Here is a 25,735-nt window from a genome sequence, read left to right as displayed (position 1 = left end):
AAAATTTCATTTATTTTTCAGCCGACTTTAACCCCCCCCCCCCGTATAATTATGCTAAACCATCACATTTTTTGGGGAGTTTATGATGAAATCTCATCTAAAATTTAGCCTTATGACGGCTATGGCGATTGCAGGTGTGGTGCCAAATGTGGCTCTTGGTTATGAATTTAATCTAGGATATGATAGCGTAAATAATAAAGTCATTGTCACAGGAGACGATAGAAACTGTGGGTATTATGGTGGTTGTCGCTATGATATTGGAGATGATTACTTTGCGGGTCTCAATTCCGAGACTATTGTAAATATTAATCTTGGCACTGCAACTTTTGGTGATATTTATGGAGAGTATGTATATGCTGCTACTCCAAAGAGTTCTAGTGTAAATAAGGTATATTTAAATAGCGGAAATGTAGATAATATCATAGGCGCTAGAAATGATAGTCAAGATCCGCAGTTTATACCATATAATAATGAAGTGATTATTAGGGGCGGAAGTGTAAAAAGAGATGTTGAAGGTGGAGTAAGTATTTTTTCATTTGCCTATGAGAATAAAGTAACTGTATATGACGGTAAGATAGGCGGATATGTTTATGGTGGTAGTGGTGTTTATGCTAGTAAAAATAGTGTAACCATCAAAGGCGGTGAAATAACAAGTGATGTTATTGGTGGGTATGCTTTTGAAAATGATGCCGAAGACAATAGTGTAACTATCGAAGCAGGAACTATCAAAGGAGATGTTTCAGGTGGAAGAAGTAGAGGAACTAATACACGAGCTTTTAACAACAAAGTAATTATCAAAGGCGGGACTATCGAAGGAAGCGTTTATGGCGGTAGTGGCGATAGACACGGTGGTAACGAAGTAACTATCTCGGGCGGAGTTATAAAAGGTGATGTTTATGGCGGTTTTGGCGATAGTTCTTTTGCTAATGGAAACACTATAACCATATCAGGCGGAACTATTGAAGGCGATGTTAGGGCTGCTCGTTATAGCTCGGGTGAATCTCCTAACATGTCAGACACTATACGCATATCAGGCGGAACTATAAACGGAGATGTTCTAAATTTCGGTGAAAGAACATATTATCAAGGCGGAGAGATAAAAGGCGATATTAGGGGCGGAAGGAATACAAATTATCTATTTATTACAAGCGGAACAGACGGTCTTAAAGCAAGAAATGTATATGGATTTAGCAACATAAGCTTTAATTTACCTAGTAGCGTTACGGACGGATACACGGCTTTAAATTTAACAGGCACAGCTCAGACAAATTTAGATAATACAAGGATATATGCTCAGTTAAAAGACGCTACGGGCTTAACAAAAGATAGCAAAATTCATCTAATAAAAACAGCAGGTTCTATAATCAACTTTGATGAAACAAAGACAAATGCAGTTTTGACTAATGTAAATATAGCAAATTTAGTAAATATCGCAGGAAAGATAGTTTTAAGTGATGAAAAAACGCTGGATTTAACATTTATAGGAAATCCTATACCTAGCGGGTGGAGCTATACAGATCAAATTTATAATATCATCTCTAAAACAGAATTTACACGAAATACAACCGATGGCATAAAAACATTTAATATCGTAAGTAATTTTGATAACGGCGAGATGACCGAGCAGTCAAACAATACAATCAATATGAATTTTGGCGATGTTTCTACCAATGCTAGAATTTATGGTGGTTTTGGCGATAACGATAGCACAAATAACACTATAAATATAAGTGTAAATTCTTTTAGTGGAAATAATATTTACGGCGGATACTCTACAAATGGCAATGCTACAAACAATACTATAAATTTTATAAAAGGCGATTTAAAAGTTGCGGTTAGCTTATATGGCGGTTTCTCAGGTGATAGTTCAAAAGATATGTTAAGTGGCAATACTTTAAACATAGGCACTGCTTCAACACCTACGGCTATGAATTTACGAGCTAGACATATAGAAAATTTTGAAACTATAAATTTCTACCTACCAAGCAGTGTTACAAATGATAGTGTAGCTTTGAATTTATATGATAGTGGCGAAACCGACCTAAGCAAATCAACCATAAATGCCTACTTACAAAACGCTTCAAATTTAACAGCCGATAGTAAAATTCATCTTATCCAAACAGCTGGAACGCTAAATGTCAAAGACGAATATAAAACAGCTGACGGTGTAGAACAAGCAGGTGTAAAAAATATAAACATAGCAAATTTAGTAAATGTAAAAGGCTATATAAAACTAAGTGATGAAAAGAATTTGGATTTAGTTTTTAAAGGCGATGAAGATACAAGCGGTTCAGGTTCTGGCGGTTCAACTGGCGGTGGTTCAACTGGCGGTGGTTCAACTGGCGGTGGTTCAACCGGTGGTGGTTCAGGCACTGGTGGTGGTTCAACCGGTGGAAGTAGCACAGGTAGTAATACAGGTGGCAGAACTTCTATAAGCGCAAATGAAAATTCAAAAACTCTATTAGAGACTAAATTATCTCAAAGTATTGCTATAAATGAGAGTGGAAATTTATTTTTGTCAAATTTAAACAATATCGTTTCTACTACATTAGATAATACCAATACAAGCGATACAGTTGTATTTGCGTATGCAAATGGAAGTGATAAGAGATACAAAACAGGTTCGCATGTAGATCAAAAAGGATTTAATGTCAATGTTGGCGTAGCCTCAACAGATAGATTACAAAGTGGTGATTTCACAACTGGTGCATTTATCGAATACGGTAAAGGTGAATATGAAAGCAAACTAGATAATGGTTTGTTAGGCAAAGGTGATACTGAACTTATCGGTGGTGGAGTGTTTGCTAAATATCAAAATTTGAGCAATTATTATATAGACGGAAGTTTTAGAGTAGGTAGCGTAAAAACCGAATATGAAAAATCACTATATGATGAATTTGATATAAGTTCTACTTATTATGGTGCTCATATAGGTGTAGGAAAGATATTTGATTTAACAGATTCGAATAATTTAGATATTTATTCAAGATTTATTTATTCTTATACAGAGGGTAGTGAATTAAATATCAAAGGTGTAGATGTGAGCTTAGATAGTGTTACATCAAAAAGAGCTCAAATAGGTCTAAGAGATACTATTCGCTTTAATGATACAAATTCATTTTATGTAGGTGCTGCTTATCAATATGAATTTGACGCTAAAAGTAGTGGCGAGCTAAGCCTGCCTACATTTGGTTTTGCAAGTATTGCAAGTCCAAGCTTAAAAGGAAGCACAGGAATAGGCGAAATCGGATACACTTATGAGACAAATTCATTTAAATTTGACATAAGTGCAAAAGGTTATGTTGGCAAAGAAGAGGGATATTCAGGAAATATGGGGGTAAGTTTTAAATTTTAAAATTTAATTAAATTTTAGAATTTTAATTTAGAGAAATTTAGCAAAAATGCTAAATTTCTCTTTTTTATTTTTACTCTTTTTCTAAAAAAGTTTTATAGATAATTCCGCCGATTGCGCCACCGATGATTGGCGCTACCCAAAATAGCCATAGCTCGCTAAGCGCCCAGCCGCCTTGGAAAATCGCCACGCCAGTTGAACGAGCTGGATTGACAGAAGTATTTGTTACAGGGATTGAGATTAGGTGGATTAGTGTGAGGGCTAGTCCAATCGCAATCGGTGCGAAGCCACTTGGCGCGCGCCTATCTGTCGCGCCCATGATGACGATTAGGAAAAATGCAGTTAGAATTATTTCTGCGATTAATGCACTTAGCATTGAATATCCGTTTGGTGAGTGCTCGCCGTATCCGTTGGTCGCAAATCCTGCGCTGATGTCAAATCCAGCCTTTCCGCTTGCGATTAGATATAGCGCACCGCCTGCTGCTATCGCGCCTAGGACTTGGGCGATGACATAGCCTGCTAACTCGCTAGCTTTAAATCTGCCGCCACATAGCAAGCCCACTGAAACTGCTGGGTTAAAATGTCCGCCACTAATGTGTCCAAATGCGTAAGCACCGCTTAGCACGGTCAAACCAAAGGCGATTGAAACGCCGACAAATCCGATGTTGTATGCGGCGAAAATCGCGCTTCCGCAACCGCCAAATACTAGCCAAAATGTGCCAAGAAACTCGGCCAAAAGCTTTTTCATAAGCTCTCCTTTGAAAAAATTTGCAAAAGCGCGTATTTTACTGCGTTTTGGTAAATCAAGGATAATTTTTGGCTAAATTTAATGGCTGGTTAAATTTAAGAGCGTAAAATTTGGAGAAATTCAAGGAGAAAATATGGTTTTATGCGTGGAAGTGGCGGGTTATATCAGCGAGAATTGCTATTTTTTTATCGACGAGGCGAGTGGGGCAGGGTTTGTAATCGACCCTGGGGCGCAAGCGGACAAGCTTTTGGGGATTATAAAAGAGAGAAATTTCAAAATCGAAAAAATCCTGCTCACGCACGGACATTTCGATCACATTGGCGCAGCTAGCGAGCTCTCGCGGGCTTTGGGCGTGCCGATACTCGCGCACGAAAACGCGGGCGTGTATCTGGGCGAGCCAGACTATAATCTATCGAATTTCACGGGCGAAGAGATAATCATAGAGGATTTCACGCCCCTAAAAGATGGCGATAAAATCGCGCTAGCTAGCGGGGCGTGCGAGCTAGCTGTGATTTATGCGCCAGGGCATACGAGCGATAGCGTGGTGTTTTATAGTAAGGGGCAAAATTTGGCGTTTTGTGGGGATTTGATTTTTCGCGCGGGCTTTGGGCGCACGGATTTGCCAGGCGGGGATTATAGCGCGCTAAAAGCTAGCATAGATGGCAAGATTTTTACCCTGCCAGATGAGGTGGTTTTATACTCGGGGCATGGAGAGCCCACGAGCGTCGGGGCAGAGAGCGAGGTTTTAGCGAAATTTTCGTTGATTTTACAAGTAAAGAAATGCGAAGCATTTCAGTAAAAATAAAATCAGCTAAATTTAAAGCGAAGCTTTAAATTTAGCCACCTTGTAAAGCGTCGTCGGGGGTTGGGGGATTGTAAGGGGGAAGGGGCGCGACCTCGCAATTCAAGCCCCCTTCCCCCTTACAAGAAAAGCAAAATTTCGCCTAAAATTTACAAAATCGTTCAATGCAAAATTTAGGTTGAATTTTGAATTTAAATTTCCCTGGATTGCCACGCTCGTTACACTCGCTCGCAATGACAGCAAATTTGGTGCAAGGAATTTTTTACTCGTAAATTGCCACGAATTTTGCTAACGCAAAATTCTCGCAATGACAAATTAGGTGTAAAAATTTTAAATTTTAAAATTTCGGTGCAGTGTTTAGCCAAAAATTTTACCACAAATCGCACATACCCACAGGGCGAAATTTAGGCTTAGAGTGAGCATTACAGCGGTGCTGGCGGTATCTTTTGCAGCCCCTGCAAGCGGGTGAAAATCAGGGTGAGAGAGATCAACCACACGCTCGATTGATGAGTTTATGCACTCTATCACTAGTGTAAAAATCGCGCCAAAAACCAAAGCCAAATTCCAAACCAAGCCAAAATTCCAAAAAAATAGTGAAACCAAAAGCGGAATAAAAACAAAAATTTCTAGCCGAAAACTCCGCTCACTACGCCAAATTTCAGCTAGCCCCGCCAAAGCATAACCCCAGTTTGCGAAAAATTTGTATTTTGGCTGATTTCTCATTTTTTTCCTTTTAAATTTTAGTTAAATTTAGGCATAATCATAGCCAAATTTTGATAATTAAAGGGTAAAAATGAAGCTAATGAGCTGGAATGTAAATGGGCTTAGAGCCGTGCTTGGCAAGGGCGCATTTGCATGGCTTGATGATGAGAAGCCCGATTTTTTGGGCTTGCAAGAGATAAAAGCGAGCGCAGAAAATATCCCAAAAGAGCTTTATGAGCTGGGATTTTCGCAAATCGATACGAATTCAGCCACGCGTGCTGGGTATTCTGGCGTGGCGAGCCTGAGTAAATTTGCTAGCAAGGTTAGCAAATGCAACTTCGCTAGCGACGATGAGGGGCGGGTTTTGGAGCATAGATTTGGCGATGTGGTGCTGCTAAATATCTACTTCCCAAACGGCCAAAAGGACGATGAGCGCCTCGCGTATAAGATGAAATTTTACGCAGATTTTTTGCGTTATATCGACGAGCTGGTCGCGCAGGGGCTTGGCGTGATATTTTGTGGCGATGTCAATACCGCTCACAGAGAAATTGATTTAGCAAATCCAAAGTCAAATTCTAAAATTTCTGGCTTTTTGCCTATCGAGCGGGCGTGGATCGATGAGGTGATAAATCACGGATTTATCGATACTTTCCGCGAAATTCATGGCGATGAAAAAAATGCTTATTCGTGGTGGAGCTACCGCTTCAATGCGCGCGCTAAAAATGTTGGCTGGCGGATTGATTATTTTTTTATCTCACAAAATTTGCGTTCGCGCCTCAAAGACGCCTTTATCCGCGCTGATATCACAGGTAGCGACCACTGCCCAATCGGCATTGAGATTGATTTGTAAAATTTAAAATTTAAGGGGAAAAAATGTTAAGCGATATCGAAATTACGCACAATGCGAAGCTTAAAAAAATCACAAAAGTTGCCAAAAAACTAGGTCTGAAAAAAGATGAAATCGAGCCTTATGGGTTTTATAAGGCAAAAATTCCGGGGCGCGAGTATAGCACGCACGGCGAAAAAGGCGCACACAGCGCAAAGCTGATTTTAGTCACCGCCATTAGCCCGACTCCGTATGGCGAGGGCAAAACCACGACCTCGATTGGCTTAGCCGACGCGATTAAATCACTAGGCAAAAGCGTGGCTTTGGCGCTTCGTGAGCCCTCTCTTGGTCCAGTATTTGGCATAAAAGGTGGCGCAGCAGGTGGAGGATACTCGCAACTAGCGCCTATGGAGGAGTTAAATTTGCATTTTACAGGCGATTTTCACGCCATTACGAGCGCAAACAACCTAATTAGCGCGATTATCGACAACTCGATCTATCAAGGAAATCCGCTAAAAATCAAAACCGTGCTTTGGAAGCGTTGCATGGATATGAACGATAGAGCGCTTCGCCAAATCACCGTGGGACAAGGTGGTAAATTTGATGGCGTAGAGCGCAAAGACGGCTTTAATATCACCGCTGCTAGCGAGATTATGGCGATTTTGTGCTTGTCGAAAAATTTGGCAGATTTGAAGGAAAATATCGCAAATATCATGGTGGCTTACGATGAAGATGACAAGCCGATTTTCGTGCGGGATTTGGGTTGCGAGCAGGCTGTGAGCGTGCTTTTAAAAGAGGCGATTAAGCCAAATTTGTTTCAAAGTATCGAGCATACGCCTACTTTCGTGCATGGCGGGCCATTTGCTAATATCGCTCATGGGTGCAACTCGATAATCGCTACAAAAACGGCTATGAGTTTGGCTGATTTTGTCGTAACTGAGGCTGGATTTGGCTCTGAGCTTGGCGCGCAAAAATTTCTCGATATCAAATGTCCGCGCGCAGGTATCGCCCCTGATGCGGTGGTTTTGGTGGCTACGATTCGCTCGCTCAAATACAATGGCGGCGCAGCCAAAGACGAAATCACTAAGCCAAATTTAGAAGCGCTTATGGTGGGAATCGAAAATTTAGGCGGACATATTGAAATTTTGCAAAATTTCGGTCTAAATCCGATTGTCGCACTGAATAAATTTAGCTTCGATAGCGACGAAGAGATCGAGTTCGTGCGCAACTACTGCACCGCGCGCAGTGTCAAAATGGCGCTTTGCGAGAATTTCGCCAAAGGCTCAGCTGGGGCAATAGATTTGGCAAAACTAGTTCTTGCTGAGTGCAAAATCCTAAAAAATATCAACCACACTTACGATAAAACCGATGATATAAAAACAAAAATTGAAAAAATCGCCACGAAAATTTACGGCGCGAAAGAGGTTGTTTTCGAAGAGGCCGCGCTTGGGGCGTTGGAGCAAATTCGCGCGCTTGGGCTTGAAAATTATGATGTGTGTATCGCCAAGACGCAGTATAGTTTCAGCGACGATGAAAAATTGCTTGGGCGAGCGTGTGGGTTTAGCCTGCGGGTCAAAGACTTGCAGATTCGCACGGGGGCTAAGTTTATCGTGGCTGTGGCTGGCAAAATCATGCTAATGCCGGGACTTTCCAAACACCCTAGCGCGCTGGATATGAAAATCAGTGATGATGGCGTAATTAGCGGGTTATCATAGCCCGCTAGCGAGGTTTTCAAAACACTGCCCCGAAATTTAAAATTTAGAGTTTGCAACTTTGCTGTCATTTCGAGTGCATACCGTGCGCCAATCTACGACTTTAAAATTCTCTGCGCTAAATTTGCTGTCATTTCGAGCGCGCGGTGGTGTGCGAAGCATGGCAGGTCGGGACGAGGCGCAGGGCAGAAAAGCAAAATCAGAGCTACAAGCTCACATACTAAAATCAAATTTCACGCTTAAAAAACTTAGCCTAATCGCAGAGCAGAGTAAGAAGTGTGAGTGAGGAGAGATGATGAAAAATACAAATTTAGATTTACTTGTTGAGTGAATTCAGTATCATAGATACTGACCGAGATTTTATAAAAGGATTAAATTTGGAAAATGAAAAAATAATGCGAGAAAAAGCAGAGCAAATGACTAAAAAAGCCGAAATGAAAATTCAACAAGCAAAAGAAAAAGAAGCTAAATATCAACAATGGCTAGAAAATAAAAAACAAACCGATCCAAATTTTAGGGATTATGATGAAAATCCATTGATAATACAAAACTATGAAGAATTTTTTGTATTTTCGTTATTTGTGCCGTCTTTAATGATTAGTGGGATTTTTTATAATTTATTTGAAAAATTATATCTAGCAAATAGCGGTAATTTAGATATTTGGCTTATTATTTTTCCGATTTGCTGGATAAGTATTATTTTTATGTTTCAAAAAACGCATTTTTCACACCATAAAATTAAATTTACAAATAGATATATTGAATTTTATGATTATGGGAAATTAAAAAGGCGATGTGAAATTGTAGAAAATAAAATGGCAAAACCATTTTTTACTTGTTGTGATGTAAGCAATCACAAACAAAATATTGTCACTATGTATTTTATGATTATGTTGGTTGTATTTTTATTCTACAAACCTATATTAATTGTTAGTTTATCTGTATCTTTTTGTTTTTCATATATTTTTATAAGATTTTTCTTTTATATATTTTTGAATAAGAGTTTAAAAGGATTTGAAATTTTTTCATCTATTCAAATTGATAATCCGGCTAAAACTGCAATCGGTTCGCCGTTATCAATTAGATATTTTATGATTTATCTATATAGTGATGAAATATATAAGGAAGTAAAGAAATATTTTTTACAAAAAAATATAAATATTGATAATTTACCAAAAAGGTATTCAATTTTTTGATAACAAAATTTAATAAAACCAATTTTTTTAAAGGAGAGAACTATGAGTTCAACAGGTAGTAGAGAGGCAAAAGCATTATAAGAATTTGGCAAAATTTCGGGGCAGGGTTTGGGGGTTGCGCCAGCGAAATGGGGAAATTTTAAAATTTCAAATTCGCCAAATTTAAAATTTATCAAAATTTATTTTTGAATTAAAATTTAACTATTCTTTGGTTTTGTAAATTTTATTCGAAAATCTGCGGTGTTTGATCTGCAAATAGACCACAAAAACGATAAACAAAACCGCCGTTGCGATGATATAGTAGCGGTTTTTAAAGATTATCGCGCCGTTTATGAGCCCAGAAAACAGCGCCAAAATCACAGCCGTGAGAAACGGAAAGCGCACGGCGTCCTTTTCTTTGATTGCGATTATCACAAGCGCAAGGGCGAAAAGCGCGGTATTTAGCAAAATAGCTAAAATTTTAATCTCGGCAAACAAATTTGGATTTGTCCTCGAAATGCCGTAAAGTGTGAGCGCGCTGAGGGCAAAAAGGATTAGAATTATTAGGATTAGTTTTTTCATTTGATTAGTCCTTTTTTGAGTTTGCGAATCAAAAAGCGCGATGGCATTAGCTCGTTTGCGATCGAGCGTGGCACGCAAAGCGGGCGCGAAAGTGCATAATCACATATAAGCTCTGCGCCCAAAACTGCGGTGCTTAGCCCGTGCGCGCCATGTGCTGTGTTAAGGTATAAATTTGGGATAAATTTGGCGCGTCTAGCGGATTTTTTGTTTTTGCTCCATGGCAGATCCTTGAAATCTCGCGCCAGACTTTCTGGCTCGCACACTGGGCCAATTAGCGGAAATCTATCGCCACTATATCCCCTATATCCGACCTTAGAGCCGATGATTTTGGCCTTTTTGCTCAAAAACTCGCCAACGCTTTCTAGATTTTTGACATCGTCGATTGCCCTTGCTTCGTCGTGGTAGCACTTCCTATCGTAAGTCGCGCCGATGAGTTGCCTTTTGCCCACGGCTGGGCAGATGTAGCCAGAGGCACTGAGTGGAAATTTGGTTTTGATTAGCGGGCGAATTAGCGTGGTTTGTCCGCGCACGGAGCTGATTTGCACGCTAGGATCTAGGTTAAATTTGGCGTTTTGTGATACTGCGCCGCGACCGAAAAACTCCTCGCTCTCGCTTCCTGCGCAAAGGACTAAAATATCGCAAAATAGGCTTGCGCGGTCTTTTAAAATCACTTCGAATTTTTCATTTTGCTTTTTGAAATTTAGCATTTCGTGGTTAAATTTGACGCCGAGTTTTTTGGCGAAATGTTTGCAGAGCTTGTGCGGGTGAGCTAGGACGGCGTTTTTTATCATTATGCTTGGATATGGTTTTGAGTGCGCTTTAAATTCGTAAATTTCGGGGTTTCCTGCGCTTTGGTATCTCGATAAAAGCTCGCTATCATAGGCAAAATCCTGCGCCCCAAGCAGGCTAGCTAGCTTTTTGGGAGCGTGTTTGGCATAAAAGCTAAGAGCCAAATCAAATGCGTGTATGTGCATTTCTCCAAGCTTCACGCCCTCTTTGGTGATCAGTGGGGCGCATACGCCTGTGAAATTCCCGCTACCATTTAGCCCAGCTTCGCTTCTTTTATCTATCACGCTGACGCTAAAACCAGCCTTTTTAAGCTTAAAAGCCGTGCAAAGCCCAGCAATTCCTGCTCCCACGACAATCGCTGTGGGGGTTTGCGCTTGTGGCGCGCGCTCTTCATCGTATGAATTAGGGTCGTATAGGCAGTGTGTGGCGGATAAATCGGCGAAATTTGAAAACTGTATTGGCAAAATTTGCGGGTGCTTTCTGGCAAAATAAAAATTCTCTACTTCATCATCTTCGCGCAAAAATTTTGCCCTAATCATGTGGCGTTTGGTGTCGAATCCGTCTGTTTTCTCGACGAAAAACCCTGCCTCGCGCAGTGATTTTGCTACCCAACCAGCGCTTGTGTATGTCGCTAAAATCGCGCCCTTTTTGCAAAGTGGCGTAAGGGCGGCAAAAATCTCTTTGCTCCAAATGGTTTCGTTTTTTGCAGGCGAAAATCCGTCTAAAAACCACGCATCGGCCTTGAAATCAAGCTCACCAATTAGCTCGCTAGCCTCGCCAATGCAAAGATCAAGCGTGATTTTTTTGGAAAAATTTATGCGGTGGATTCCCTTGGTAAGGGGCGGGAGTTTTTTGATTAAAATTTTAGAAACTGATGAGAGTTCGCTAAATTTAGCCCAAATTTCGGTTAATTCGTCCTTGCTAAGCGGATTTTTTTCGATTGAGACAAAGTGTAGGCGTTTGTTAAATTTAAGTGCCTTTTTTGCGCAGAGCAAAAAGTTGCGCCCTACGCCAAATCCTAGCTCGCCCACGATGATAGGCGCATTGCTAGCAAATGCCGAATCTAGCGCACTTATAAAGACATATTCACTCTCGCCAAGAGGATTTTTGAAATTAAAATAAAAATCCTCGTAAATTTCACTAAATGGTGCATCGTTGATAAATTTCATCACTTATTCTTTTGGAAATACGCATCTACGCCGTTTGCGATACCTTGGGCTATGCGGTCTTGGTATGCAGAGGTGCCTAGGTTTTTGCCCTCGCTTGGGTGTGAGATATAGCCCATTTCTACGAGCACAGCTGGCATTGTAGCCCCCACTAACACCCAAAATGGCCCCTCTCTGACACCGCCGTCTTTGCTTTTGTAACTTTTTTGGACGGAATTTAACATATAGCTTTGAATATCGATTGCAAGCTTGTTTGAGGCGATGATTTTTTCTCTATTTAAGAAATTTAAAAATGTCTCTTGCGAAAAGGCGTTCATATCCTCCATGTCGCCTTGGTTTTCAAATGCTGCGACATTTTTGCTACGCTCTGATTTGGCTGGGCTTAAAAAAAATGTCTCCACGCCACTGAAATTTGGCGCTTGTTTGGCGTTTGGCGCGGCGTTTGCATGCACTGAGATAAACATATCGGCATTTTTTTTGTTGGCGAAAGCTGTGCGGGATTTGAGGTTGATAAATACATCGTTGCTTCTGGTATAAAGCACCTTGTAACCGCGTTTTTGAAGCAGTGCGCCAAGCTTTTTGGAGGTTGCAAGAACGATAGTTTTTTCCTTTAAACCATTTCCGATAGCGCCGCTATCTTTGCCGCCATGGCCTGGGTCTATGACGATTAGTTTGCCTTTTGTAGATTTGTAAATTTTATTTGTGGCACTTGCTTCGCTTTTGGCTGAATTTACCTGAGTAGCTTTTGTGCTAGTTTGTGCTGGCATGGCGATTTTAGCCCCTGCTTTGGCGATGATTAACTCATTGCCAAAAATTTCAATCTTTGGGTTAAATTTTTGGTTGTGATTTAGCACGACGCGGGCGATTTTGTCGTTATACTGCGAAGTGCGAACTTCATCTACGAAACTGCCCGTTAATCTCGTGGTGTGCGAGCTATTTTTGGCGTTGAAGTCTAGGACATAGCGATAAACTTTATCTTTGTTAATTACGAAATTTTTATACTCGCTGTGGTCTAAATTTCTGTTAAATTTCACCCTGACGCTATTTTCATCGTTACTGATTGATTGCAAAATCAAGGGCTTTGATTTGTCGATTTTCGTGCTATTTGGCGTGATTTTGCCTGAATTTAAAAACTCCAAATCAGCCTTGCTTAAAGTTTTTTTAGCGTCCGTGATAGATGGCTTGTAATCGGCCTTGGCGCCTAGTTTTTCTAGCTCGGATTTATACACAGAGTAGTTTGAATACCCAAGCACCTCGCTACTATAAGTTAGCCGTTTTAGGACGCTAATTTTGGTTTTTTTATCTTTATTTGAAGTGGCGGAATAAATTTTTTTAAGCTCGCTGTGAAGCTCTTTTTTCGCGGTTTTGCTAGCACTGACATAGTTTTTGTCAAAATTCGCAAAAACGCTACTAGCGTTCGCGCCAAATGCGAAACTCACGCTAAAAACAATAGCGCATAAAATTTTAACTATCTTCGCCATTTACGAGTTTTTCCATTAATTCTTTTACAGAAATGATTTCATTTAGCTTCCAGCCGTTCGCGCCTGTGAAAAACAGCCCGCTCTCTTGTCTGCCAAGATAAGCATCACTTAGGCGATCTGCTATGCAGTATCCGACGAGTTTGGCGCCTTTGCCACGCTCGCAAGGTGCCACGCAGTTGCTAACGCATGAGATTTTGGGTGCTGTGCCAGAGGCAATCATATCTTGCAAATTCGTATGAATTCCGCGCGCAGGGTAGCCTACTGGGGATTTTAGAAGTTTGATATCTTCTTTTGTGGCTTTTAGTAAGACCTCTTTAAATTTCTCGTGAGCGTCGCACTCAAATGTGCCGATAAATCTAGTGCCCATTTGAACGCCGTTTGCGCCTAGGCTTTTGGCGCGATCTATGTCAGATTTATCCCAAATTCCACCTGCTGCAAATAGCGGGAATTCGCCCCAACTATCAATTTCGGCTCTTACTTGCGGGATTAATTTTTCTAGCTGATACTCTGGGTCGGTGCATTGCTCGTAGGTAAAGCCCTGATGACCGCCACTTAGTGGGCCTTCTAGCACGACGCCATCAGGCAGGCGGTTGTATCTACCACTCCAACGCTTGGCAATGATTTTTAGAGCCTTGGCAGATGAAACGATAGGCATGAGAGCCACATCTGGGAAATCGGCGGTAAATTCAGGCAAATTCGTAGGAAGTCCAGCCCCGCTAATGATGATATTTATCCCAGCTTCGCAAGAATCCTTTACAATGCGCTCATAATCATTAGCCGCGCACATGATATTCATCGCTAGTGGCGCGTCGCCACAGATTTCGCGAGCGTTTTTTACGATTTGAGTAAGGGCCTTTTTGTTATAAAAATTTAGCGAAGAAAATGGTCTATCGTGGATACACTTTTCCGAAAATTTCAGGTCATCATAATATCCAGTCCCTACCGAGCTAATCACGCCCAAACCGCCATTTAAGCTGACATTTCCAGCTAGTTTGTCCCAGCTAATCCCTAGCCCCATTCCGCCTTGGATAATAGGGTGTTTGATCTCGTATTTGCCGATTTTAACGCTCATTATCTTACCTTTAATTTAGCAAATTTTTTCTTTCCTACTTGTAAGGTGTATTCGCCAGCACTTAGTTGGAGTTGCTCGTCTGAAATTTTGGTCTGATCGACGCTGACGGCGTTTGATTTGATTAGGCGTCTTGCATCCGAGCTAGAAGTGGCTAGCTTGCAAATAAGTAGAGCTTTGACGATCCATGCTGGTGCTGAAACGCTAAATTCAGGGATTTCTGCTGGAAGCTCGTTTCCGCCATGAACTCTATCGAATTCCTCTTTCGCCTCTAATGCGACATCCTCGTCGTAAAATCTCGTAACGATTTCTGTGGCAAGCTCCTCTTTTACGGCTTTTGGATGCACAGCTTCATCTGCTACGAATTGTTTGATTAGTGCGATATCTTCGTTGCTTTTTTGTGATAGTAGATTATACCAATCCCACATCAAATCATCGCTGATACTCATTACCTTACCATACATATCGTTTGGAGCGTCTGTTACGCCGATATAGTTTCCTAGGCTCTTGCTCATTTTATTTACCCCGTCAGTGCCCACGAGAAGTGGCATCATAACGACGGCTTGTTCTTTGCCTACATTATAAACTCTTTGGAGTTGGCGTCCCATAAGAAGGTTAAATTTTTGATCAGTGCCGCCAAATTCGATATCACATTTCATACATACGCTATCATAGCCCTGCAAAAGTGGGTATAAAAATTCGCTAATGCTAATTGGCATTTCGGCCTTGTAGCGTTTCTCGAAATCATCTCTTTCTAGCATTCTGGCTACATTAAATGTGCTTGATAGCTCGATTACACCGCTAGCGCCTAGGCGATTTGTCCATTCTGAGTTGAACATTACCTTTGTTTTTTCTGGGTCTAAAATTTTAAAAACTTGCTCTTCGTAGGTTTTGGCATTTTGCATTACGACATGGTGAGGAAGTTTTTTTCTAGTTTCGCTTTTGCCTGTTGGATCGCCGATTTGAGCTGTGAAATCACCGATCAAAAACTGCACGATTGCGCCGTGTTGTTGCAAAAATGCGAGTTTGTTTAGCACGACAGTGTGTCCTAGGTGTAGATCTGGCGCAGTCGGATCCATGCCGATTTTTACCAAAAATGTTTCGCCACTCTCGTAAAATTTAGTAATCAAAGCCTCGATTTGCTCTTCGCCTATTATCTCGCTTACTCCGCGTTTGAAATTTGCCATTATATCTTTAATGTCAGCCATTTATTCTCCCTTTTATTAGTTTTTATACACATCATCTAATGATATAAAATCAGCGATTTTATATCTATTTTTTAATCTGTCTTTGATATAAGTATGGTCTAAATTTTCGTTTAATTCTATAATGATTTCGAAAAAATCAGACACAGCTTCGTTGTTTTCGTTCAAATTTATCGAAACTAAATCGACGCTTAGTTTAGCCAAATATGTTAAAAACTCAGCCAGTGAGCCCCGTTTGTTTTCGATATTTAGTATGATTTTGTATCTGTGTGGAGCGTTTCGCGTCCATTTGACAAAAATCATCTCATCGCTTTTCATTAAATTTGCCGCTCTTTCGCAAAGCTTGTGATGAACCGTGACATTGTGTCCGTTGCGAAATCCGATGATATCGTCCCCGCGCTTAGGATTACAGCAGTAATCAAACTCTACTTCGTTGATTTTGTAGTTTGAATACACTACGATATTGTCGAATTTTTGCTTTTCGACGCTGTATTTATCGCGGAATTTCATATTAAAAAGCTTCTCTTTGAGCGGGTATTTTTTCAGCGCATTTACGACATCTTTCAAAAATACCGAATCATAGCTTGCTTTGCCGACTTTTTTAATTAAATTTTCTTTTTCTACCCAGTTTATCACGCTCTCTTCGGTTGTGGCGAAAATCGCACTTAAAATTTTAATCGCTACTTCTTGATTTACATCGCGAATTTTTTGCTTACAAAATGCCTTGATTGTGGCTCTTGCCTTGCCTGTTTTGACAGAATTTAGCCAGCTACAACGATAGTGCGGGTTGTTTCCTGTGATGATATGGACGATATCGCCGTTTTGAAGTTCGGTTAGAAGCGGGACCTTTATGCGATTGACAAAGGCTTCGACGGCTTTAAGACCGACTTGTGAGTGTATTTCATAAGCGTAATCAAGCGCAGTCGCACCTCGTGGGAGCGTGAAAATTCCACCCTTTGGCGAATACACTGCGATATCCTCGATATATAGGCTATCTTTGGCATATTCGTATAAATCATCGGCGTTTGAATCATCGGCTTCTTGCAAGCCAATATCGCTAATCCAATCAAGCTTAGGATTTAGCGAGCCTGAGTATTTGTATTTCCAGTGCGCAGCCACGCCAAGCTCGGCTGTGTTGTGCATTTCGGTAGTTCGAATTTGGACCTCGACTATCATGCTGTCGTTAAAAACGGTAGTGTGAATCGTCTGGTAGCCGTTTTGTTTAGGTAGGGCGATATAGTCTTTAAAGCGCGAAATCAAGGGGTTAAATTTGGTATGGATTACGCCAAGTGCTAGGTAGCAATCCATCGGCTTTTGCACGATTATGCGGATAGCTAGCAAATCCAAAACCTCTTCAATCGAAATGCCCTTTCTTTGCATTTTTAGGTAGATTGAATAGTAATGCTTCATACGCTTTTGAATTTCAAAGCTGTTTTCGCTAAATCCGTTTGTAAGCAGATACTCGCTAATCGTTTCGCTAAATTTGCTTAAATTTATTTGGAGCTGTTGCTTGTGCTCTTCGACATAGTTTGCGATTGTGGCGTATTCTTTTGGCATTACATATTTGAAACTTAGATCTTCTAAGATATTTTTAATCGATGAAATTCCAAGCCTGTGCGCGATTGGCGCATAAACTAGAAGCGTCTCTTCGCCTATGCGTTTTTGCTTATCTGGGCGGAGTGCTTCTAGGGTTAGCATATTATGGAGCCTATCGCAGAGTTTGACGACCAAAACTCGTTGATCTTCTATCGAAATCATCAACATTTTGCGAAATGTCAGAGCTGTGGTGCGAAGTTTAGCGTTTTTATCGCCAGAAGGGGCTAGTTTGTCTTCTCTGATATTGACGATTTTTGTCATGCCCTCTACGATTTTTGCGACATCTTCGCCAAATCTATCCCCGACTTGCTCGGTGCTAAAATCCGTATCCTCGACCACATCATGCAAAAGCGCAGAAATGACCATAGCGTCATCACCGCCCATAAATGCGACGAAACACGCTACCAAAATCGGGTGGATTGCGTATGGTTCGCCACTTTTGCGAAACTGCCCCTCATGCTGCGTAACGCATAAATTTATCGCATCTACAAGTAGCGGGGTGGGTTCTTTGAGGCTATAAAGTAGCCGTTTGGCGTCCTCGATTTCTTTTGTTTCGACAATATCTTCGATAAGGCTTTCTAAATAGCCGTCACTAATCCTTGTCAATGATTCCATCTAGGGTAATCTTACCTTCTGCTAATTCTAAAATCGCAATATCTGCAAATTTCATATTGCGTGTGTCGATGTTTTCGACAAGCGGAGTTGCCCCAGCGGCAAGCTCTTCTGTGCGTTTAGTAGTCATTAGTGATAGCTTGTAGCGATCGCCTCCTGTGACTTTCAACGCTTTTGCTATGATTTGTTCTGTTCTCATTAATTCTCCTTTTTTAGTTTTTTACGATTGAACATTGGCTTAAATCGCCGTTATTGATGATTTTGTGTAAATTTCCGCTCTCAAACATATTGCATACGATGATTGGAAGCTTATTATCCTTGGCTAGGGCGATTGCGGTATCGTCCATGACCTTGATATTATCGTGCAAGGCTTGATCGTATGTAATGGTATTTAAAAGCACTGCGTCATCGAATTTATGCGGATCTTTGTCATAAATTCCATTTACCTTTGTCGCTTTGATAATCGCGTCTGCGCTGATTTCGACCGCGCGCAAGGTGCCAGCTGTATCAGTGGTAAAAAATGGATTTCCAGTGCCTGCTGCAAAGATTACGACCCGTTTTTTCTCCAAATGTCTTTTGGCTCTGCCGATGATGAAGGTTTCGCAGATTGCTTCCATTTTTATCGCGCTTTGCACGCGCACATCTATGCCGTTGTATTCGAGTGCCTCGCGCATAGCGATTGCGTTAATTACGGTTGCTAGCATGCCCATGTGATCGCCACTTGTCCGTTTGATGATACCGCCAGCTGCCGCGCTTACGCCTCGGATAATGTTTCCGCCACCGATTACGATACCTACCTCGATACCGTTATCGACGAGCTGTTTAATCTCTCTGGCTATAAATTTTAAAATTTCGCTATCTATTCCAAAACCATCTTTTCCAGCCAGTGCCTCGCCTGAAAATTTAACGAGCACACGATTAAATTTTGCCATTTTAATGCTCCTTGAAAAAATTTGATTATGTTATCTAAAACTCGTTTAAAAATAGCTTTTTACGCCGTTTTAAATAATGCCAAAAATTTATTCACCCATAGTTTTTTGGGTGTGATTATCTCGCTAGGGCTTGCGTTTATGGCGTGATATACACTTGCCCCGCTTAGCGTGGCGTAATAGCGGATTATCAGGCGTTGCAGGTGCGGTTCGTAGCTAGGAATAAACCAGCCGTTGTTTGAAATCGCCACGACAAATTTTGGGTCATCGCTGTAAAACTCGCTCCTTGTCGCCTCGTAGCAAATCGCGCTTTTTACGGGGATTTCTTTGATTTTATAAAAGCTAAAATTTGGCGCAATCGAAAAATCGCTAGCCCCGCCTAAAAATGTGTTATTTATAAAATCTCTAATCGGCGCGGGCAATGGCACTTGCTCACCAAAAGGCACCAAAATGTGTTTGTCAAATCTGCGCAAATTTCCGTTTTCAAAAACATACGCGCTGTTGTAAAATTTAGACTCTTCATACGCCTCGGCACCGGCTACAATCGAAATTTTATGCGATTTTTCTAGCAAAATTTCCTTTAAGGCTTCCTCGCGGTTTAGATACAGCGCAAATGCGCTCTCTGGCAATACTATCGCCTCGTAGCCACTTTCTATCGCCTCGTCGATTTTGGCTAAATTTTCTCTAATTGCGTCTAAAATTTTATCCTCGTCCCAGATGTCAAACTGCGAAATTTGCGAGTTTTCAAGCTTGATTTTAAGTGGTAAAAATTCAGCTTCTTTTTCTTTAAATTCTAGCGCACAAATCAAGCAAGCGCAAAAAAGCAAAATTTTGGCTTTGTGCCTAAATTTTATCAAAATGCAAATTCCAGCCAAAATCGCGCAAAAAGCGAAAATTTCAGCTCTAAAAATTCCATGTGAAAACAAAAGCTCGAAATTTAGCCAATCAAAGCCAAATGGGTGGATAAATTTCAGCCCTACCAAACAGAGCGCGCGCGCTATCGGCTCATCAAAAATGGCAAAAATACGAAAAATCGCCCCCGCAATCAGGCAAATTCCTAAAATTTCGACCGGGATTAAAAACGAAAGTCCAAAATAAATCAGGCTAAAACTAATCCAATAAAACCAAATCGCGCCGATAAAAAATCCAGTCCAAAACCAAATTTGCTTTTTGCTTTTTAAAAGGACAAATAGCGCAAAAATCGCGATTAGTGGCGAGAAAAATTCAGCCAAAAGTGGTAAAATTCCACTTAAATTTTGGCTTAAAATTTCAACAAATATAAAATTTGAAACTCCAAGCGCAAGAAAAAAGCCGTTATTTATTTTATTTAATGTAAAATACTCTCTTTTTAAATTTTTTACAAAGGAAAACGATGGAACAAGGAAATCTTTTTGGAACATTATTACCTCTAATTGTCTTTGTTGGGATTTTTTACTTTTTGCTAATCAGACCGCAACAAAAACAAGCAAAAGAGCATAAAGCTATGGTTGATGCGCTCGCTAAGGGCGATAAAATCGTCACAAGTGGCGGACTAAAATGCACAGTCGTAAAAACAAGTGAGGATTTTATCACAGTTAAGCTTAATGATGATGTTATCGTCGAACTAGACAAACTTTATATCGCAAGAAGGTTAGATGCGTAGTAAGATTACATATCGTTTGATTGCCTTTTTAGTAGCGGCAATTTTTAGTTTGATTTTTGCTATGCCTTCGATTTTGCAGAGTGAAAAGGGCGATAAAATCAACCTCGGACTTGATTTACAAGGCGGACTTCACATGCTGCTCGAAGTCCAAAGCGACGAGGCGATAACTTCGAAAATCAAATCAATCGCAGCTAGCGTAAATTACGCTGCTAAGCGCGATGATTTGCTAATGGACGGCTTGAAGCTTGATAGCGATTTTTTCGAATTTGAAATTTTAGACCCCGATGAAGCGCCTAAATTTGACGCTTTGCTTCACTCTGCTGCTAGTGGGCTTGAAATCGCCAAAACTGGCGAGAAATACCGCGTAAGCCTAACGCCAGAAGAGATCGCTAGCACCAAAGAATACGCGATTGCTCAGGCTGTTGATACCATACGCAACCGCTTGGATCAATTCGGCCTTGCTGAGCCAACAGTCGCCAAACAGGGCGAGAGCTATATCCTAGTCGAGCTTCCTGGAATTAAGAGCTCAGAAGAGGAGCAACGAGCCAAAGATTTAATCGCCAAAGCAGCGCATTTACAGCTCATGGCACTTGATGAAATTCGCCAAGACAGAGCCCTAACGATGAGCGAAGAAGAGGCCAAAAGCTACGGCGATGTAATTTACCCTGATGCGAAAAATCCAGAATATAAATACCTAATCAACGAAATTCCAGTCCTTGACGGAGCAATGCTAGTCGATGCTAGGGTTGCTTTCGATCAAAACACAAATCAACCAATCATAAATTTCACTCTAAATTCACAAGGTGCGCAAATTTTCGGTGATTTTACAGGCGAAAATGTCGGCAGACGCCTTGCAATCGTGCTTGACGGCAAGGTCTATTCAGCTCCACGCATTAACGAGCGAATCGGTGGCGGAAGCGGACAAATCAGTGGCGGATTTAGCGTGCAAGAAGCACATGATGTGGCGATTGCACTGCGCTCTGGTGCGCTTTTGGCTCCTGTTAGCGTGAGCGAATCGCGCAGTATCGGACCAAGCCTAGGACAAGATAGCATAGATCAAAGCGTGAAAGCCCTAACTTTCGCGGCGATTGTAATTTTGATTTTTATGGTTTTATACTATGGTATGGCGGGCGTGTTTGCGGACATCGCTTTGATTGTAAATATTTTATTTTTGATAGCGTTTATGGCGCTGTTTGGGGCGACACTAACCCTGCCTGGTATGGCTGGTATCGTGCTGACCGTGGGTATGGCAGTCGATGCTAATGTCATCATAAATGAGCGCATAAGGGAGGTGCTAAAAGCGGGTGGTTCTATTAGCCAAAGTATCACCAAAGGCTACGAAAACGCTATGAGCGCGATTGTAGATGCAAATATCACTACGCTGATTACTTCGGCTGCCTTGTATGCGTATGGCACAGGCCCTGTTAAGGGCTTTGCGGTAACTATGAGTATAGGTATTATCGCGTCGATGATTACTGCGATTTTGGGCACTCATGGTATGTTTGAGGTGGTAATGGGCAAAATGGAAAAGAGCAAAAATACGAAATTTTGGCTAGGTTACAAAGTCAGAAAGGCGCAAAATGCAGGTATTTGATAGTGATAAAATTTATGATTTTATGAAATTTAGACATATCGCATTTGTGATATCTGCGATTTTGATAATTGGCTCGATTGGGCTATTTTTGATTAAGGGCTTTAACTATGGTATAGATTTTAGCGGTGGAACGCTAATCCAGGTCAAATACGATCAAAAAGCCCCGCTTGATGAAATTCGCACTCGCTTTGAAGCGGCAAATTTGGGAAATATAAATGTAACTGAGTTTGGAAGCGATGAGGAAGTTACCATTAGATACTCTGGCAGTAGCGATTCGCTGGGCGATAATCCAGCCTTAGCAGCGCAAGAAATTTTAAAAGGAAGTGGAAATTTCGAGGTTCGCAAGGTCGATGTGGTAGGTCCAAAGGTCGGTAGCGAGCTTCGCACAAAAGGAATTATGGCTGTTTGTGTATCGTTTGCGCTGATTTTGGTTTATATCACAATCCGCTTTGAGTGGAGATTTGCGATTGCGGCGGTGATTTCGGATTTGCACGATGTCATTATCGCATGTGGTGCGCTGATACTATTTAAAATCGATTTTAACCTTGAAATTTTAGCCGCACTTCTTACGATTATGGGTTATTCGCTAAATGATACTATCGTCGTTTTCGATAGGATTAGAGAGGGCGTGCGCACTAGCAAATCCATTAAGCTAACCGAGGTTATCAACGAATCAATCTCAGCTACGCTTTCAAGGACATTTTTGACATCATTTACAACCTTGCTTGTAATTGTGATTTTGTTCGTTTGGGGTGGGGCTATGATACATGGATTTAGCCTTGTTATGCTTGTTGGCGTCGTGGCTGGAACATTTAGCTCGGTTTTCATTGCTGCGCCAATGCTGATTTTATTCGGATTCGATGTGGAAAAATACCGCGCGTTTTTGGCTGATAAACAACGACGCGCCAAAGAAAAAGAAAAAATGCGCGCAATGTATGAAAAAGGCACTGTATAAGGATAGAAAATGAACTGGGGAAGAGTAACATACATATTTTTTGCTTTGATGAGTGCGACTACAATCGCTGGATTTATCTACGAAAGACACGAGCTTTTGCTCTTTATCGCTGCTAGTATTAATGCAGTCTCAACGCTACTTAAAGTCGGTGTGCGCAATATGCTCTCAGCCGAGCTTTTCGCAAGCTCGCTTGTGGCTGATTTGCACCTAATTCCAGCGTTTGTGCTTATGATAGTTCATCCAGGCGATCTCTCTGTCATAACCGCGCTTTGTATCGGCGCGCTGATTGCTGTGATTTTCTCATTAGTGCTAATCACCGTAGAATCAGCCAAATCAAAAGATGAATTTTAGGAGTAATAATGGCTTATAATAGCAAAGAGATAGAGTTAAAATGGCAAAAAATTTGGAACGATGAGGGCGAAGCAGAGCCAAAGGACGATTATAACTTACCTAAAAAATATATCCTTTCGATGTTTCCATACCCAAGTGGGCGTATCCACATGGGGCATGTGCGAAACTACGCTATCGGCGACGCGCTCTCGCGCTACTACCGCTTGCAAGGATATAATGTGCTCCAACCAATCGGCTTTGATAGCTTTGGTATGCCAGCAGAAAACGCAGCGATTAAACACAAAATTCACCCTAAAAAATGGACTTACGAAAATATTGATTATATGAAAAATGAGCTAGACAGGCTTGGTTTTAGCTTTTCAAAGCGTAGATTGCTAGCCACTTCTGATCCGCTTTATACAAAATGGGAGCAGGAATTTTTCATCAAAATGTATGAAAAGGGGTTGATTTATCGCAAAAGCTCACTACTAAACTGGTGCGAACACGACGGCACCGTGCTTGCAAACGAGCAGGTCGAAGACGGCAAATGCTGGCGCTGTGGTAATGAAGTAGTGCAAAAACAAATGCAAGGATATTACCTAAAAATCACTGATTATGCGCAGGAACTGCTTGATTGCTTGAAGGATTTGGAGGGAAAATGGCCAAATCAAGTCCTAACCATGCAAGAAAACTGGATTGGACGAAGTGAGGGTTTGAAATTCCGCTTTAAATTTGACGATGAAAGCCGTGAGATGCTAGACGGAATCGACGGATTTGATGTATTTACGACTCGCCCTGATACGATTTATGGTATGAGCTACTCAGCTCTTGCGCCTGAACACGCGGTTATTGCGAAGCTTTTGGAGAAAAATTTACTTCCAAAAGATGTAGAACAAAAGGTCCGCGCGATCCTAAACCAAAGCCCAAGAGAGCGACAAATCGCCGATAAAGACGGAGCGTATCTAGGCGTAAATGTCCTACACCCGCTAACTGGCAAAAAAATCCCAGTGTGGATAGCAAATTTTGTTTTGGCTGATTACGGAGACGGCGCGGTTATGGCTGTGCCAGCAGGCGATGAGAGGGACTTTGAGTTTGCGAGTAAATTTGGACTTGAAATTATAAATATTTTCGAAAACGAAACCTTGCCGCATGTCGAAAAAACAGGAATTTACGCAAATTCTGAAATTTTAAATGGCCTAAAATACAAAGAGGCAAATGAGAAAATTTTGCAAATTTTTGAAGAGCGAAATTTAGGCTCTCGCGTGGTAAATTTCAAACTCCGCGACTGGGGCGTTTCACGCCAGCGCTACTGGGGTGCGCCGATTCCTATGATTCACTGCGAAAAATGCGGTTTGGTTGGCGAAAAAATCGAAAATTTGCCAGTTGCGTTGCCTGATGATGTGCAAATCACAGGACTTGGCAATCCGCTTGATAAGCACCCTACTTGGAAGCACTGCACCTGCCCGAAATGTGGCGGAAAGGCCGTTCGCGAGACCGATACGCTTGATACATTTTTCGAGAGTAGCTGGTATTTCGCGCGCTATGCAAGCGATGAGAAAACTTGGACAGGCAAGGCATTTGACGAGCAGAGCGTGAATTACTGGATGAGCGTAGATCAATACATCGGCGGTATCGAGCATGCGATCTTGCACCTGCTTTATGCTAGATTTTTCCAAAAAGCATTGCGCGATTTGGGATATTTGCGCGATAGCGAGCCGTTTGCTAGACTTTTGACACAAGGCATGGTGCTAAAAGACGGCGCAAAAATGAGCAAATCTAAGGGCAACACCGTCGATCCTGATGATATCATCGCTACTTATGGGGCTGATACTGCGCGACTTTTCATACTTTTTGCAGCACCTCCTGCAAAAGAGTTAGAGTGGAACGATAGCGCAGTAGAGGGCGCTTATAAGTTTTTAAACCGCCTTTATGAGCGTTCAAGCAATGCGTATAAAACAGATAAAATTCCTAGCATTAACCACGCAAATTTAAGCAAAGATGAAAAATATGCGAGACTAAAAGTCTATGAGGCGCTAAAAAAATCGCACGATGTCTATACGGAAAATTTCGCCTTTAATACCCTAATCGCGGCGTGTATGGAGGCTCTAAATGCCCTAAATGCGCAGGATAACGCTGATATTTACACTGAGGGATATTTTATTATCCTAAATTTACTTCAACCAATCGTCCCTCATATCGCAAGCGAGCTAAGCCAGACACTTTTTGGGCGCAAAAATTTCACAAAAATTGAGCTTTTGCCTGAGGTTTTTGTGAGCGATACTATCACGCTTGCAGTTACCGTAAATGGCAAAAAACGCGCCGAAATCGACGCCAATGCGGACGCGAGCGAGGCGGAAATTTTAGCACTTGCCAAAGAAAATGTCGCAAAATGGTTAGAGGATAAAACGCTAATAAAAGAAATTTATGTCAAAAACAAACTTGTAAATTTGGTCGTAAAGTAGGAAAAA

22 protein-coding genes are annotated in these 25,735 nt (G+C 41.3%); 11 read left to right on the top strand and 11 right to left on the bottom strand.

Annotation, left to right across the window (positions count from 1 at the left end; translation table 11 throughout):
- Nucleotides 1–1,009 precede the first annotated feature (1,009 nt).
- Nucleotides 1,010–3,355 (top strand): autotransporter outer membrane beta-barrel domain-containing protein, encoded by a 2,346-nt coding sequence (locus OFN98_RS07725; protein WP_270876656.1) that lies wholly within the window; start codon nt 1,010–1,012, stop codon nt 3,353–3,355.
- Between the two features lie 70 nt (nt 3,356–3,425).
- Here the strand turns inward: OFN98_RS07725 and aqpZ are convergent, their stop codons facing one another.
- On the bottom strand, nt 3,426–4,100 hold the full coding sequence (aqpZ, locus tag OFN98_RS07720) for an aquaporin Z (protein WP_270874929.1): 675 nt from the start codon (nt 4,098–4,100) through the stop codon (nt 3,426–3,428).
- A gap of 133 nt (nt 4,101–4,233) precedes the next feature.
- Between aqpZ and OFN98_RS07715 the strand changes: the two genes are divergently transcribed.
- On the top strand, nt 4,234–4,899 hold the full coding sequence (locus OFN98_RS07715; RefSeq protein ID WP_270874928.1) for an MBL fold metallo-hydrolase: 666 nt from the start codon (nt 4,234–4,236) through the stop codon (nt 4,897–4,899).
- A gap of 360 nt (nt 4,900–5,259) precedes the next feature.
- On the opposite strand, the gene OFN98_RS07710 is transcribed toward OFN98_RS07715, so the two are convergent.
- The gene (locus OFN98_RS07710) at nt 5,260–5,625 is read right to left on the bottom strand and encodes a diacylglycerol kinase (RefSeq protein ID WP_270876655.1); all 366 of its coding nucleotides are present in this window, start codon (nt 5,623–5,625) and stop codon (nt 5,260–5,262) included.
- 70 nt (nt 5,626–5,695) lie between these two features.
- On the opposite strand from OFN98_RS07710, the gene OFN98_RS07705 reads away from it, so the two are divergent.
- The 4 genes from OFN98_RS07705 to OFN98_RS07690 all read left to right on the top strand — a co-directional run bounded on the left by OFN98_RS07705 (nt 5,696) and on the right by OFN98_RS07690 (nt 9,338).
- Nucleotides 5,696–6,454: an exodeoxyribonuclease III gene (locus OFN98_RS07705; RefSeq protein WP_270874926.1), complete on the top strand. Its 759-nt coding sequence runs from the start codon at nt 5,696–5,698 to the stop codon at nt 6,452–6,454.
- Between the two features lie 23 nt (nt 6,455–6,477).
- Nucleotides 6,478–8,145 (top strand): formate--tetrahydrofolate ligase, encoded by a 1,668-nt coding sequence (locus OFN98_RS07700; protein ID WP_270874925.1) that lies wholly within the window; start codon nt 6,478–6,480, stop codon nt 8,143–8,145.
- Between the two features lie 58 nt (nt 8,146–8,203).
- The gene (locus tag OFN98_RS07695; RefSeq protein WP_270874924.1) at nt 8,204–8,428 is read left to right on the top strand and encodes a hypothetical protein; all 225 of its coding nucleotides are present in this window, start codon (nt 8,204–8,206) and stop codon (nt 8,426–8,428) included.
- Nucleotides 8,429–8,519: 91 nt separating this feature from the next.
- Nucleotides 8,520–9,338, top strand: coding sequence for a hypothetical protein (locus tag OFN98_RS07690; RefSeq protein ID WP_270874923.1), 819 nt, complete (start codon nt 8,520–8,522; stop codon nt 9,336–9,338).
- A gap of 201 nt (nt 9,339–9,539) precedes the next feature.
- Here OFN98_RS07690 and OFN98_RS07685 read toward each other — a convergent pair whose 3' ends face one another.
- From OFN98_RS07685 to OFN98_RS07645, 9 genes are read right to left on the bottom strand one after another with little or no spacing between them, the layout of a single operon-like run.
- Nucleotides 9,540–9,899 (bottom strand): hypothetical protein, encoded by a 360-nt coding sequence (locus OFN98_RS07685; RefSeq protein ID WP_270874922.1) that lies wholly within the window; start codon nt 9,897–9,899, stop codon nt 9,540–9,542.
- Nucleotides 9,896–11,857, bottom strand: coding sequence for an FAD-dependent 5-carboxymethylaminomethyl-2-thiouridine(34) oxidoreductase MnmC (gene mnmC / locus OFN98_RS07680; protein ID WP_270874921.1), 1,962 nt, complete (start codon nt 11,855–11,857; stop codon nt 9,896–9,898). Before mnmC ends, OFN98_RS07685 begins: the two co-directional genes overlap by 4 nt.
- Entirely contained in the window at nt 11,857–13,335 is a 1,479-nt protein-coding gene (locus OFN98_RS07675; protein WP_270874920.1) for an N-acetylmuramoyl-L-alanine amidase, read from the bottom strand. The genes mnmC and OFN98_RS07675 overlap by 1 nt, the downstream gene beginning before the upstream one ends.
- Nucleotides 13,319–14,407 carry a nitronate monooxygenase gene (locus OFN98_RS07670; protein ID WP_270874919.1) on the bottom strand — a complete coding sequence of 363 codons (1,089 nt, stop codon included), beginning with the start codon at nt 14,405–14,407 and terminating at the stop codon, nt 13,319–13,321. Before OFN98_RS07670 ends, OFN98_RS07675 begins: the two co-directional genes overlap by 17 nt.
- Nucleotides 14,407–15,612 (bottom strand): tyrosine--tRNA ligase, encoded by a 1,206-nt coding sequence (gene tyrS, locus OFN98_RS07665; protein ID WP_270859273.1) that lies wholly within the window; start codon nt 15,610–15,612, stop codon nt 14,407–14,409. The genes OFN98_RS07670 and tyrS overlap by 1 nt, the downstream gene beginning before the upstream one ends.
- A gap of 15 nt (nt 15,613–15,627) precedes the next feature.
- Nucleotides 15,628–17,820 carry a RelA/SpoT family protein gene (locus OFN98_RS07660; protein WP_270859274.1) on the bottom strand — a complete coding sequence of 731 codons (2,193 nt, stop codon included), beginning with the start codon at nt 17,818–17,820 and terminating at the stop codon, nt 15,628–15,630.
- On the bottom strand, nt 17,798–18,016 hold the full coding sequence (locus OFN98_RS07655; protein WP_270859275.1) for a DNA-directed RNA polymerase subunit omega: 219 nt from the start codon (nt 18,014–18,016) through the stop codon (nt 17,798–17,800). The genes OFN98_RS07660 and OFN98_RS07655 overlap by 23 nt, the downstream gene beginning before the upstream one ends.
- 13 nt (nt 18,017–18,029) lie before the next feature.
- Nucleotides 18,030–18,749 carry a UMP kinase gene (pyrH, locus tag OFN98_RS07650; protein ID WP_270859276.1) on the bottom strand — a complete coding sequence of 240 codons (720 nt, stop codon included), beginning with the start codon at nt 18,747–18,749 and terminating at the stop codon, nt 18,030–18,032.
- 59 nt (nt 18,750–18,808) lie between these two features.
- Nucleotides 18,809–20,146, bottom strand: coding sequence for an apolipoprotein N-acyltransferase (locus OFN98_RS07645; RefSeq protein ID WP_270874918.1), 1,338 nt, complete (start codon nt 20,144–20,146; stop codon nt 18,809–18,811).
- Here OFN98_RS07645 and yajC point away from each other — a divergent pair.
- The 5 genes from yajC to leuS are packed head-to-tail and all read left to right on the top strand — an operon-like array spanning nt 20,119 to nt 25,729.
- Nucleotides 20,119–20,388, top strand: coding sequence for a preprotein translocase subunit YajC (yajC, locus tag OFN98_RS07640; RefSeq protein ID WP_270859278.1), 270 nt, complete (start codon nt 20,119–20,121; stop codon nt 20,386–20,388). The two genes, OFN98_RS07645 and yajC, sit on opposite strands and share 28 nt — an antisense overlap.
- Complete coding sequence (gene secD, locus OFN98_RS07635; protein WP_270874917.1) at nt 20,381–21,982, top strand: protein translocase subunit SecD; 1,602 nt, start codon at nt 20,381–20,383, stop codon at nt 21,980–21,982. The genes yajC and secD overlap by 8 nt, the downstream gene beginning before the upstream one ends.
- On the top strand, nt 21,969–22,937 hold the full coding sequence (secF, locus tag OFN98_RS07630) for a protein translocase subunit SecF (protein WP_270874916.1): 969 nt from the start codon (nt 21,969–21,971) through the stop codon (nt 22,935–22,937). The genes secD and secF overlap by 14 nt, the downstream gene beginning before the upstream one ends.
- A gap of 9 nt (nt 22,938–22,946) precedes the next feature.
- Nucleotides 22,947–23,288: a DUF6394 family protein gene (locus OFN98_RS07625; protein WP_270859281.1), complete on the top strand. Its 342-nt coding sequence runs from the start codon at nt 22,947–22,949 to the stop codon at nt 23,286–23,288.
- 8 nt (nt 23,289–23,296) lie between these two features.
- Nucleotides 23,297–25,729 (top strand): leucine--tRNA ligase, encoded by a 2,433-nt coding sequence (gene leuS / locus OFN98_RS07620; protein WP_270874915.1) that lies wholly within the window; start codon nt 23,297–23,299, stop codon nt 25,727–25,729.
- Nucleotides 25,730–25,735: the final 6 nt, after the last annotated feature.

The sequence above is a fragment of the Campylobacter sp. JMF_15 NE4 genome, assembly GCF_027737645.1.
Classification (GTDB): Bacteria; Campylobacterota; Campylobacteria; order Campylobacterales; family Campylobacteraceae; genus Campylobacter_B.
Note: the sequence above shows the minus strand (reverse complement) of the source record. Positions and strands in the feature narration are given on the sequence as shown.